The 13,076-nt window shown below is 40.6% G+C and carries 9 protein-coding genes; 6 read left to right on the top strand and 3 right to left on the bottom strand.

Annotation, left to right across the window (positions count from 1 at the left end):
- The first annotated feature begins 68 nt into the window (after window positions 1-68).
- The 3 genes from PCNPT3_RS06985 to PCNPT3_RS06975 all read left to right on the top strand — a co-directional run bounded on the left by PCNPT3_RS06985 (window position 69) and on the right by PCNPT3_RS06975 (window position 4,637).
- Complete coding sequence (locus tag PCNPT3_RS06985) at window positions 69-1,661, top strand: PfaD family polyunsaturated fatty acid/polyketide biosynthesis protein (RefSeq protein WP_015465172.1); 1,593 nt, start codon at window positions 69-71, stop codon at window positions 1,659-1,661.
- Window positions 1,662-1,811: 150 nt separating this feature from the next.
- Window positions 1,812-2,312 carry a VF530 family DNA-binding protein gene (locus tag PCNPT3_RS06980; protein WP_015465171.1) on the top strand — a complete coding sequence of 167 codons (501 nt, stop codon included), beginning with the start codon at window positions 1,812-1,814 and terminating at the stop codon, window positions 2,310-2,312.
- A 69-nt stretch (window positions 2,313-2,381) separates the two neighbouring features.
- Entirely contained in the window at window positions 2,382-4,637 is a 2,256-nt protein-coding gene (locus tag PCNPT3_RS06975; RefSeq protein ID WP_015465170.1) for a peptidase U32 family protein, read from the top strand.
- A 144-nt stretch (window positions 4,638-4,781) separates the two neighbouring features.
- Here the strand turns inward: PCNPT3_RS06975 and PCNPT3_RS06970 are convergent, their stop codons facing one another.
- The 3 genes from PCNPT3_RS06970 to PCNPT3_RS06960 are packed head-to-tail and all read right to left on the bottom strand — an operon-like array spanning window position 4,782 to window position 9,651.
- Window positions 4,782-5,558, bottom strand: a complete 777-nt coding sequence (locus PCNPT3_RS06970; protein WP_015465169.1) for a peptidoglycan binding protein CsiV — start codon at window positions 5,556-5,558, stop codon at window positions 4,782-4,784.
- A 44-nt stretch (window positions 5,559-5,602) separates the two neighbouring features.
- Window positions 5,603-9,079 (bottom strand): transcription-repair coupling factor, encoded by a 3,477-nt coding sequence (gene mfd, locus PCNPT3_RS06965; RefSeq protein WP_015465168.1) that lies wholly within the window; start codon window positions 9,077-9,079, stop codon window positions 5,603-5,605.
- A gap of 11 nt (window positions 9,080-9,090) precedes the next feature.
- Window positions 9,091-9,651 carry a PilZ domain-containing protein gene (locus PCNPT3_RS06960; RefSeq protein WP_015465167.1) on the bottom strand — a complete coding sequence of 187 codons (561 nt, stop codon included), beginning with the start codon at window positions 9,649-9,651 and terminating at the stop codon, window positions 9,091-9,093.
- 229 nt (window positions 9,652-9,880) lie between these two features.
- Here PCNPT3_RS06960 and PCNPT3_RS06955 point away from each other — a divergent pair, with 229 nt between their 5' ends.
- The 3 genes from PCNPT3_RS06955 to lolE are packed head-to-tail and all read left to right on the top strand — an operon-like array spanning window position 9,881 to window position 13,041.
- On the top strand, window positions 9,881-11,107 hold the full coding sequence (locus PCNPT3_RS06955; RefSeq protein WP_015465166.1) for a lipoprotein-releasing ABC transporter permease subunit: 1,227 nt from the start codon (window positions 9,881-9,883) through the stop codon (window positions 11,105-11,107).
- 7 nt (window positions 11,108-11,114) lie between these two features.
- Window positions 11,115-11,804 carry a lipoprotein-releasing ABC transporter ATP-binding protein LolD gene (lolD, locus tag PCNPT3_RS06950; protein WP_015465165.1) on the top strand — a complete coding sequence of 230 codons (690 nt, stop codon included), beginning with the start codon at window positions 11,115-11,117 and terminating at the stop codon, window positions 11,802-11,804.
- Window positions 11,797-13,041, top strand: a complete 1,245-nt coding sequence (lolE, locus tag PCNPT3_RS06945; RefSeq protein WP_015465164.1) for a lipoprotein-releasing ABC transporter permease subunit LolE — start codon at window positions 11,797-11,799, stop codon at window positions 13,039-13,041. Before lolD ends, lolE begins: the two co-directional genes overlap by 8 nt.
- Window positions 13,042-13,076 lie beyond the last annotated feature (35 nt).

Raw genomic sequence — 13,076 nt, 5'->3', positions numbered from 1 at the left:
AGACAGTGTGAGACATCGCGCTGCAATGTGCGCGCGATGTGTTGGCTCTCAAAAAACAAAGGGAAGATATGGCGGTTTTAAAATTAGCAGTGCAAAATATTGATTGGGCTTGGAAGGTTGATAGCGCGCAGATAAAAACTCAAAGTAGCGAGATCAAAGAGGCGTTAATGTGTTTAGATAAGCCTGTTTATATTGCGCAATCGGGATCTGATTTAGGGGTGTTACAACAAACCTCAATGACCGGCGATGTGCCGGTGCAAGCTTTTGCGCAAGCCTTACTGGCAACCGATCTTGGCGATCCTCAATTTAAAAAGCAGCATAATGTAAAATATGCCTATCACGGTGGTGCCATGGCAAATGGCATTGCATCGGTTGAATTAGTGGTGGCATTAGGTAAAGCGGGGATGCTTTGCTCTTTTGGTGCTGCTGGGCTTATCCCTCAGGTCATTGAAGACTCTATTTTACGCATTCAAGCGCAACTGCCAAACGGGCCTTATGCGGTTAATTTAATTCACGCGCCTGCCGAAGAAGCGCTAGAGCGTGGCGCCGTGCAAACGTTTTTAAAATTGGGCGTTGAAACGGTAGAAGCCTCTGCTTATTTAGGTTTAACCGAGCATATTGTTTGGTACCGCGTGGCAGGCTTAAGCCAAAATGCAGACGGCAGTGTGCACATCAAAAATAAAGTGATCGCGAAAATTTCACGCACCGAAGTAGCGCGTCATTTTATGCAACCTGCACCTCAAAAGTTACTTGATAAATTATTAAGCCAAAATAAAATAACGCCGTTACAAGCTGAACTGGCGTTAAAAGTGCCGATGGCAGATGACATTACGGCAGAAGCCGATTCGGGTGGACACACTGATAATCGTCCTTTTTTAACCTTGTTACCGACGATCATTGCCTTGCGTGATGAAATACAAACACAATATCAATATGCAGACCTTCTACGTGTGGGTGCCGGTGGTGGTATCGGAACCCCAGAAGCGGTGCTTGCCGCCTTTAATATGGGCGCCGCATACATTGTACTTGGCTCGGTAAATCAAGCGTGCGTTGAAGCAGGCGCCTCTGAGCATACCCGTAAATTATTATCTAACGTTGAAATGGCGGACGTGACCATGGCGCCGGCTGCCGATATGTTTGAAATGGGCGTGAAGTTACAAGTGGTTAAACGTGGCTCTATGTTTGCGATGCGCGCCAATAAACTCTATGAGATATATGTTAATTACAATAGCATTGATGAGATCCCTGCGCCGCTGCGTGAGCAAATAGAGAAACAAATATTTAGGCAAAGTTTAGAAAGTGTATGGTCTACCACCCAATCCTTTTTTGCTGAGCGCGACGCGCAAATGCTTGAACGGGCGATGCAACACCCTAAACGTAAAATGGCATTAATTTTCCGTTGGTATTTAGGGCTTTCATCTCGCTGGTCAAATGAAGGTGAAAAAGGCCGTGAAATGGATTATCAAATTTGGGCTGGGCCTAGTCTTGGTGCATTTAATCAATGGGTAAAAGGCACTTATTTAGAAGATTATAAAAAACGCGGTGCGGTCGATGTTGCGATGCATTTACTCAAAGGGGCTGCTTATTTACAGCGCATTAATCAATTAAAAATGCAAAGCGTAGATCTTCCGGTCAATTTACAAAAATATACTGTGAGTTAGATGCTATCGATGCTTTTTTTAGTTAGACTACGCGCCTTGTTTAATTTGCTTGTTTGTTTAAAGTAAACGCGCATGAGAATGTCTGCAAATAAAACAAAGTAGCGGGTCGCTTTTAAGCGTTGATCACGCATTTTATGTTTAGGAAAAATAATGAATATTGAAGAACAAAAGAACAATCCATTACATGGATTAAAAACAGAAGTGTTACTCACAGAATTAGTGGAATACTATGGTTGGACCATTCTCTATACAGCGATGCGTTTTCACTGCTTTAAAGTGAACCCTTCTATTGAAGGTAGTTTAACGTTTTTGAAAAAAACCGAATGGGCGCGTATTAAAATAGAGAATTTTTATTTATCACGTTTTAAACGTATGCCTCGTCCGCTTGATCATGAAATTGATCTACTGCCGCGTGAACGTGGGTTTTCGTTACATATTGTGACCCGCTCTCCAATGGAGCTTACGGTTGAGTCTATTGAACTCTCCCAAGCGAAAGCTGCGTCAGCGCATCAACAGTATAGTGAAGATAAGCGTCAGAAACACCAAGCATCACGCAATGATTACGATCGTCCTAAAGATCGCCGTGCTAATAAACCAAAAGCGTCTCAAGAAGAAGTGCCGTATGATCCGAGTAATCCTTGGAATAAATGATCTGTATCAATCTTGCAATGATGCAGGTAAACTCGCCTCAAAATTAAAATGTGATTGAGCGAGTTTAAAATGAGTAAGAAAATTGAGTTATTAGCACCCGGTGGCGATGTTGATGCAATAAAAGCTGCTATTATTGCCGGTGCTAATGCCATCTATTGTGGCCTAGATATGTTTAATGCACGTGATCGTGCGACTAATATCTCATTTGAAGCGCTGCAAGGGATCATTCGCCTTGCTCATGAATTTGAATGTGAGGTGTTTCTAACCCTTAACGTGGTCATTTTAGAGCACGAAATCAAAGGCGTTGTTAAATTATTAAATAAATTAGTGAATACACGTATTGATGGCATTATTGTGCAAGATTTAGGTGTGTTTAATTTAGTTAAAAAATACTTCCCTAGCCTATTAGTACACGCCTCAACACAATTGACCACGCATAATGAAGGTCAAATATTATTCCTCGCTAAAATTGGCGCAAGCCGTGCAAACTTGTCTCGTGAACTCAATATCGGTGAAATTAAGAGCTTAACGACGCTTGCTCATGATCATCAAGTGTTAACAGAAGTCTTTGTGCATGGCGCGTTATGTATTGCCTTTTCGGGGCAATGTTATTCAAGCTCTGTGAGTGTGGGTAACTCTGGTAACCGAGGCCGTTGCAGTCAAGCGTGCCGCGATGAATATGAGTTAACCGCTGCTGGAAACCGTTTTCCTTTAAATTTAAAAGATAACTCTGCCTATTTTGATTTGCCGGCATTAGTGGATGCGGGAGTTGATTCGCTCAAAATAGAAGGGCGCATTAAAGGCGCGCAATATGTACATACGGTGGTGGATAGCTGGCGTAAACAAGTGAATGAATTTGTCAGTACAGGGCTTTTGATTGAAGACAACAGTTCACTTTATAAAGTGTTTAACCGTGATTTTACCAATTCATTTTTACAGGGTAATTTGACCAAAGACATGTTTATCGATAATCCTCGCGATAATAGTTTTACCCATGCTAACGCTCAAAAAAATGCCATTTCAATTGTGCAAATTCAAGAAGTGCAGGCAGATTTAGTGGAGCAAAAAAATGCTATCAGCGCGGATGTTGCCGCTAAAATAAAGCATTTGAGCATTGCTAAACCAAGCTTAACCATGCATTTTTCAGGGCAATTAAACGCACCATTAAAAGTGAGCATTTGTTTTTCAGGGCAATCTCATCAAATAAGCTCAAGCAGTTTATTAATTAAGGCATCTGACAGCTCAATTGATGCGGGCGCATTAGACAAACGCTTTAAATCGTTCAAACAAGGCGCATATCTACTCGATAATATCGATTGTAGCGCCCTTGATGAAGGTTTAAGTGTGCCCTTTAAAGAGCTGACTGTGATGAAAAAAGAAGTGGCTTTCTTACTCAACGGCCAAGTAAAACTGATTGCGCCAGTAAACTTGCCGGTGCTTGAAAACCATCCAAAAGTATTTAATAAAGCAAAACTTTCAGTGCTGATAAGCTCGGTCGATGATATCTACTTGAGTGAGTTAAGTAGCGTCGATATGTATTTTAAATTGCCCGAAAGCTTTAAGAAAAATGACAATTATTATATCGATGTGTTTTTAAAGCACCCGCATTTGATCCCTTGGTTCCCTGCTGTTTTAATTGGTAAAGATTACCTTGAGGCGGTGCGTTTACTTGACGTTGTCAAGCCTAAACAAATTGTTTCAAATAATACCGGCGTGGCGTTTGCTGCCAATAAGATGGGTATTCAATGGATAGCGGGGCCATTTTTAAACACCACTAACTCTCATGCATTACTGACCTTACAAGAAGAGTTAGATTGCAGTGGCGCGTTTATATCAAATGAGCTTAATAATTTACAACTGCGACATATTAAAAGACCAAAGAATTTTAAATTGCTGTATAGCATTTATCATCCCATTTTAATGATGACCAGTCGCCAGTGTTTCTTTCAACAAACGGTGGGCTGTAAAAAAGCGGCCATTGAAGATGGTTGTATGCTCAAATGTGAAAAAGCCACGACGATCACCAATGTAAAAGGCTTCTCGTTTGCGGTTGATAAACAAAAGGGCGGTTATCCGAGTATTTATAATAATGAGCAGTTTTTAAACCTGCAAGTTATTGATGAATTAGCTTCGTTGTTTGATGAGTTCTTTATTGATTTAACCAATATTGGCATGGGCGACAAAAAGTCTGTTGAGAAAGCGGATTTAATGCGTCTATTTAATGCATTGATAAGTGCAGATAGCGCGACTAAACAAGACGCTAAAAAAGAGCTTGATGAGCGCGTGCTGTGCACGACAGATGCGCAATACGTACAGGGTCTTTAATAAAAAGGGCGTCTCGCCCGCTATTTAGAGATTAGATATTTAGGTATTAGGTATTATATATTTAGAGATTAGGTAGTGAAGTATTAGATCGTGAGAAGAAAAAAGTCGGCAATGATATTGCCGACTTTTTTTTATACTTTTTTTTTATGCTTTTATTTTTCTAATTTGGATAAGCATGCCCATTAATGGGTGATCGAAGTAATGGATCTCTCCGCTACGCATGCGTCTATTTTGATCAAATAGCACTTCTTTTATCACGCTTCGTTGTGCCTGTTTCACCGGCGCTACCTCGTCACTCGGGCGAATGATTTGCACCCCATTTTGACTGTTAACAATGTCGAGTACGGCCTTTTCTTCTTGTTGCTCTGGCGTTGGCATATCTTGCATTACGCGTTTACGAATGATTAATTGGCTATCAACGTATAAGTAATGTGCTAAATAAATTTTAAGGTTACCATCAATTTCCCATTTGTCATTGAGGTACTTAATGTCGGCATTCTGGCCACTGACTAAGTTTTTACCCGCAAAAATGCGCAGTGGGCGAGTATTATTGCGACTGTAAACCGGCATACGCCAAACCGCATGTAAAAGGGGTTTAAATAACCAGTGTCTTTTAAGGCTTAGGCGCTGCGCTGCCAGTTGTAGGCGCGAATTACTTAATAAAACAAAACCTGTTTGCGCACTGTTAAATTTGGCTTTATTGACTAAGACTGAAATGTTTTTCGCGAGGCAACTGCGACCGGGTGTGCAATCTACATTCGTCGGTATTTTGAGTAACGGAATACTGCGCGAGAAATCCAGTTTAATATTATCTTGGCCTAGGTTTTCTGTTTGATCGCTAAGTTTTACATTACGTTCAAAGAGCAGTAATTCAACCTCAAACCAGCGGGTTTGTGCATGTAGCGTAAGGCTATTAAGCATTAAAAACGCCATAAGGAAATATTTATAGTTCAAAAGATGATCCTTTATTTTAGCAAGTGTTCAACAAAACGGTGTAATAACTGAGTGATCCAGTTAATGCGTTGCTGTGTATCTTCGAGTTGGTGTGTAAATTTTAGTTTTGTCGGCCCTTCTAGTTTAAAGGTATTTGCTTGTGTTTGCAGTAAAGAAACTAAGAACATGGGATCGACTTTGGTATTTTGGGTAAAAATAATATTGCCACCCTTGGCGTGTGCATCAAGGCGTTTTATGCCTAATTTATTACACAGTTGTTTCATTTGGGTGATATGAATAAGATTTTTAGTGATTGCAGGCAGTAAACCGAAACGATCAATGAGTTCGATTTGGAGCTCTTTTAACTGATGTTTATCTTTGCTGTTGGCAATACGCTTATATAAAGACAAGCGTGTATTAACATCCATAATATAATCACTGGGGATCAACGCCGGAATGCGTAACTCGACATCCGCTTGGCTTGACAATAATTGCTCTAGCGTTGTTTCTTGACCATTTTGTAATGCGTTAACGGCTTGATCAAGCATTTCCATATATAAGTTATAACCAATACTTGAAATTTGTCCCGATTGTTCATCGCCTAAGAGTTCGCCCGCGCCACGTATTTCTAAATCGTGGGTTGCCAGCGTAAAGCCTGCACCTAAGGTATTTAAAGAGGAGATAGCATCCAGACGTTTTTTAGCATCTTTGCTCATTAATTTTCGCGTTGGTGTTAATAAATAGGCATAAGCTTGATGGTGCGAGCGCCCCACACGGCCTCGCAATTGGTGTAATTGTGCAAGCCCTAGATGATCCGCTCTATTAATGATGATGGTATTGGCACTGGGAATATCAATACCCGTTTCAATGATAGTGGTACATACCAGTACATTTTGACGTTGATGATAAAAATCACTCATAATGCGTTCGAGTTGATGCTCATTCATTTGTCCGTGCGCCACAGACACTTTGGCGCTAGGCACTAAGGCTTCAATGTCGGCCGCCGCTTTATTAATGGTTTCAACATTATTATGCAAGAAATAAACTTGCCCACCACGCATGATCTCACGCGTGATAGCATCACTTATCAGTGCATCTGTTTTTTGCTCTACAAAGGTTTTAACCGCTAAGCGTTTAGAGGGCGGTGTTGCAATGATAGAAAGGTCGCGCATGCCATTCATGGACATATTTAAGGTCCGTGGAATAGGGGTTGCGGTGAGCGTTAAAATATCAATTTGGGCGCGCAGCGCTTTAATTTTTTCTTTTTGGCGCACTCCAAAACGATGCTCTTCATCAATGATCAATAAGCCAAGATCGGCATAAACAACAGTGCTACTGAGTAGTTTATGCGTACCAATTAAGATATCAATCTTACCTTCTTGTAACTCCAATAATATTTGTTTTTGCTCTTTTGCACTTTTAAAACGCGATAGCACTTCAACGCGTACCGGCCAACTTGCAAAGCGATCTTTAAAATTCTCATAATGTTGCTGCGCGAGTAACGTTGTGGGCACAAGGATAGCGACTTGGCGCGTGTTATCTACGGCAAGGAAGGTGGCGCGCATGGCAACTTCTGTTTTACCAAAGCCTACATCACCACAGATAAGTCTATCCATCGGTTGGCGGCTACACATATCGTTAAGCACGGCATTGATAGCATTACTTTGGTCCGGCGTCTCTTCAAACGGGAAAGCTTGTTTAAACAGGGCATAATTGTTTTTATTGAGTGTATATTTAAAGCCAATCTTAGCGGCGCGCTGCGCGTAGATATCAAGTAACTCGGCTGCCACATCACGGACGCGTTCAGCGGCTTTTTGTTTGGATTTTTGCCATGTTTCGGTGCCCAGTTTACTGAGTTTGATGTTTTCGACATCGTGCCCACTGTAGCGACTGATAAGTTGTAATGCACTGACTGGCACATAGAGTTTATCGCCACGTAAATATTCAAGGGCAACAAATTCGGTGATCGCACCGGCGCTTTCAATATTTTGTAACCCTAAATAGCGGCCGATACCATAATCAATATGTACCACAGGCTGACCTATTTTAAGCTCTTCTAGGTTACGTAAAATATGTTCGCTGCTGTAGTTCTCATCATGATGATCCGTGTTGCCACGACGCTGCGTTATTTTAAAGCCCAGAAGTTCATTTTCAGTAATAAACGCGATTTTTTTATGCGCTAAAATAAAACTGTTTTCAATACAACTGATGATGATAGCTATCTGTTTTTTGCTTTTAATAAACGCAGAGAAATTATCACAAGACGCGATTTTAATTTTTAACGGGGCTAATAATTCAAGTAAAGATTGTTGACGGCCCACAGATTCAACACTAAAGACAATGCGCCCATCAAAATCGCTAATAAACTGACGAATAGCAGATAAGGGATCTTTTAATTTAGTGTTTACCTGTACATCAGGTAATAAGGAGACATAGAAATTTGTGCGTCCTGCTTTTACTTGGCAGGGCGTATTTTGTAAATAATAGCGGGGCCATGCATTTAATAATTCAAAACATTGCTCATGACGTAAATACAGCGCATTAGGCTCAAGTAATGGGCGGTGCAAGTCGACACTGCGATCGATATAACGTTTTTCTAAACCAACCCAAAAATCTAAGGTCGCTTGATTAATGTCGCCACTGATAAGCAGCGTTGACTCTTTCGGGAAGTAATCAAAAAGGGTGGCGGTACTTTCAAAAAACAGTGGCAGGTAATACTCAATACCGGCGGGTAAATTAGTGTCACTGATGGTGCTAAAAATAGAGCCTTTTTCTTGCGTCAGAGGCGATGTAAATTGCTCAGTAAATTTTTCTTTAAAGCGCTTAATGGCCTCATGATCAGTACAAAACTCATGCGCTGGGAGTAGCTTTATCTCTTTAATAATATCTAAAGAGCGCTGCGTTTCACGATCAAAGGTGCGAATAGAGTCTATTTCGTCATCAAAGAAATCAATACGGTAAGGCTTTAACGCGCCCATCGGGAAGATATCTAATAACGATCCACGTGCGCAAAACTCACCATGCTCTAATACTTTTTCTACCGCGTAATAGCCGGAGCTTTCTAAGTCTGCACGTAAATCTTGTAATTCAACTTGTTCACCCGTTTTTACAATCAGCGTGTGTTTTTTTAAATAACTCGGTGGTGCAATACGCAGTAACAACGTGTTAATAGGGACAATTAAAATGCCTTTTTTTAACCCAGGAAGGCGATATAGCGTTTCAATCCGCGTAGAGATAATGTCTTGATGTGGTGAAAAATGATCATAAGGTAGCGTTTCCCAATCGGGGAAATCAATGATCTCAATGCTATCTTCGAGAAAGAAATGCAATTCTTGTTTTAGTTTTAATGCACTTGGCGTGTCATTAACAATTAAAATGAGCGGGCTATTTTTTTGTTTACTTAATTCACTAATGGCCAGCGATACGGTGCTGCCTTGTAAATTAGCCAGTAATAGCCGATCGTTGCACTTTTTAAGTGCTGGAAAGTCAAACAGTGTAGATTGGGTCATGTTGGAGTCGCTTAATGGTCTTGATCGCGTATGGCAGCACGCAGTTTTAGTTGTTTTGATTGAATATGTAAGGTCGCGCGGATCAGTAATTCTCTATCAATTTCACGTATTTGTAGATATTCAAGAGTGACGATTTTTTCCTCTATTTTAGAGACTTTAGCATAACAAAAAACGGCAGCCGACTCATCAGGAATAAATATTTTTAGAATAACATTCTGATCGAGATCAAAGGTATTTTGCGTACACTCAAAGAGGCATTGGCCCGCACTAAAGGCCGTACTTTTATAATGGCATGTTGCCTCATCTTGCTGACTCAGTACGTAGCTCAGTAGGGCATTGATTTTTTTATCTTGTGCTTGAATATAATGTAATAACGCTTGTGTACTTTCATTATTGAGTTTCAAACTGTGTAGGGTGCTACTTTCGATGCTTGCAAGCTCGCTGGCCATTTTAAAAGGGGCTGGGATCAGTTGTTCAAAAAGGGCTGCATCTGCAACGCTCTCAGTATCGGCAAGAGGTTGTACATTAATGGCCAATGCATAGTCTACTAAAAAATATTGCTGGTTGTTCATTACTATCCTTTATCGCTATGTTTTTGTATCTTGACCTTTAAAGATACATTAGAATGAAAGTCATAATACCATGATTCTACTATAAAGTTATTGTAGTCTAAAATTTCAAAAATTAGAGCGTAGCAAAATTAAACACAAACAGTGTATTGCTCGCGTTAAGCTAATGTAAACATATTTCATTTAAAATCCAGTTTACTTTAAAAGTTGATCTATTTGTATAAAGGACGTTATGTTTTATCCCCTGAGTTTGTTTATTGGACTGCGTTATACCAAGTCAAAACGCAATAATGCCTTTGTGTCTTTTGTTTCTCTTTTTTCAACAGGGGGCATTACCTTAGGCGTCTTAGCATTGATAACCGTACTTTCTGTTATGAATGGTTTTGAAAGTGAGCTTAAAACGCGCATATTAGGTGCGGTGCCACACGTTAGCGTGAGTAATAACGCACAGTTATTAACGAAATGGGAGTATTTACTGCCTATTTTAGAAAACAATCCTGACGTGCGCGCCGCCGACCCTATGGTGTCTAGTGACGCTATTATTCTGAGTAATAAAAATATCCAAGGCGTGCATGTTGACGGTATTTACCCGCAACGTTATAGCAGCCAAGTATTAATGAACAGTATGTTGCCGGGTACATTATCTCGTTTAGAAGCCGGAAAGTATCGTATTTTAATGGGCGATCGTTTAGGGCGTTTGTTGAGCGTTGATGTAGGGGACAAAGTGCGCGTTGTTTCTGCGCGCGGTAGCCGTTTTACGCCGTTAGGGCGCCTTCCGAGTGAACGTAAATTTACGGTTGCTGGCTTTTTCAGTGTGGGATCCGATGTAGATCAAAACTTAATTTTAATGCACGCCACCGATGCCAGTAAACTTATCCGCATTGCCAAAAATAATATTACCGACATACGTTTATATTTAAACGACCCTTTTGATATAGAGTCGTGGACGCCACCGACCTTAGACGCCTCTTTAGCGTTAACCGATTGGCGCAGTACGCACGGTGAGTTATTTGCTGCGGTGAAGATGGAAAAAAATATGATCTGGTTACTGCTGTGTTTAATTATTGTGGTGGCAGCCTTTAATATTTTATCGTCATCAGTGATGATCGTTAACGACAAGAAAACCGAAGTCGCTATTTTAAAAACCTTGGGCCTGTCGCGTACTAAAATCAACTTTATTTTTGTTATTCAAGGAGCTTGGAGTGGCCTTTGGGGCGCATTGCTAGGTACCGGTTTAGGACTTTTACTCAGTAATTATATCAATGAAGTGCTTAGCTTTTTGGGTATTCATTTAGTTGAAAATGCGTTTGGTGAAAGCCGTCATTTACCCGTTGAACATCAGAGCGCACAAATATGGATGATATTATGTGGCGCCATGTTATTAAGTTTATTAGCGACCTTATACCCAGCTTATCGCGCTGGGAAAGTGAGCCCAGTTGAGGCATTAAGAGATGAATGAGCAACCAATGAGTGAAGAATTATTAGTGTGTAAGGGACTTTTTAAAACCTATGAAGATGGAAGCTTTAGCTCTCAGGTTTTAAAAGGCGTTGATTTAAGCGTAAAGCAAGGCGAGTTACTGGCGATAGTCGGATCATCCGGCTCAGGTAAAAGTACATTACTGCATCTACTTGGCGCATTAGATAAGCCAAGCCAAGGCGATGTTTATTATCAAGGGCAAAATATTCATCATTGGAAAGATAACAAACAAGCGAAATGGCGCAATCAGCAACTGGGTTTTATTTATCAATTTCATCATTTACTCTCTGAATTTTCGGCTTTAGAAAATGTTGCCATGCCACTTTTAATTGCAGGCATGAGTATTAAAGAGGCGACCCAAAAATCACAAGATATGTTACACCGTGTTGGCCTTGAGGCGCGCGTTAACTATCGACCAGCAAAACTCTCAGGTGGCGAGCGTCAACGCGTGGCAATTGCGCGCGCGCTTATCAACGATCCTCAATTAGTGTTGGCGGATGAGCCAACGGGAAATTTAGACGCGCTAAGCGCCGAAAGCGTTTATCAATTGTTACGTAGTTTAAATGCCGAATTAGGCACTGCTTTTGTGGTGGTCACACATGATTTAGCGCTGGCAAATAAACTCGATAGAGTCGAGCTAATGGTTAACGGTATATTACAAGGTAAACGCGATGTTTAGACCTTTATCAGTCTTCATTGGTACCCGCTATAGTATGGTGAAGAATAAAAATACGTTTGTTTCTTTTATTTCTATCGCCTCAATATTGGGTATTGCGTTAGGTGTGATGGCATTGATCGTGGGTTTGTCTGCGATGAATGGCTTTGAAAAAGCACTGCGCGACCAGTTATTGTCAGTGGTACCGCACGGTGAATTAAGCACGGTGGATGGCTCTTTTAAGCATTTACAACGATCCCTTAGCATAGTGGAAAATAATCCAGGCGTTGAAGCTGCCAGTGCGTTTATTAAACTCGATGCACTACTCGAGCATAATAATAAAATGCAGGCGTTGCAAATCCGCGCTATCACCCCAGAAACAGAAAGCAAGGTGACCCATATTGAGCGTTTTATCGAACAAGGTGGCTGGCAACTGCTTCAAAAAGATAAATATACGATCATATTAGGTAAAAGTGTCGCTAAAAAATTAGCATTAGAAGTCGGCGACTCATTACTGCTGTTGTTACCGCAACAAGGCGCCTCAAACCGTTTAAAATCGCCACGTAAAATAAGGTTTAAATTAGTCGGACTGTTTTCAATGGGTGGGCAATTAGACAGTAAGTTGGCCTTTATTCATATTGATAACGCTAAAAAAATACTGGGATTAAACAATGCCAATGCCATTGCATTTAGGGTAAATAAAATCCTCGATGCGCAAAAAATAGCGCGGCAGGTTGCCTATGAATTAAATGAATATTTATATATCAACAGTTGGATCACCACCCAAGGCTCATTTTATCAAGATATTAAAATGGTTAAAACCTTAATGTATATCGTGTTGTTATTAGTCATTGCGGTGGCGTGTTTTAATATTATATCGACCTTAGTGATGGCTGTTAATGACAAACGTGCTGATATTGCCATTTTAAAAACCATGGGCGCTTCAAAATGGATGTTACGCTTTATCTTTATTGTGCAGGGTGCATTTAATGGTTTATTTGGCACCTTATTAGGGGTGATAACAGGCGTTTATTTAGCCTTAAATTTAACGGATATCATTATACTGTTAGAGTCGGTAACGGGGCATAAATTCCTTTCGGGTGATATCTACTTTATCGACTTTTTACCCTCAGAGCTTATTTATTCACAAGTGTTCACCATTGCTATTTTAGCTTTTTCAATGAGCGTGTTAGCCACACTGTATCCCGCTTGGCGAGCAAGCTCTATCGTCCCGGCCAAAGAATTAGGCTACGCACATTAATGCGCGTATTTTTAAAGAAGACTTGTTAACAAAAA

Source organism: Psychromonas sp. CNPT3, assembly GCF_000153405.2.
Taxonomy (GTDB): Bacteria; Pseudomonadota; Gammaproteobacteria; order Enterobacterales; family Psychromonadaceae; genus Psychromonas.
This window is presented reverse-complemented; position numbering and strand designations above follow the sequence as displayed.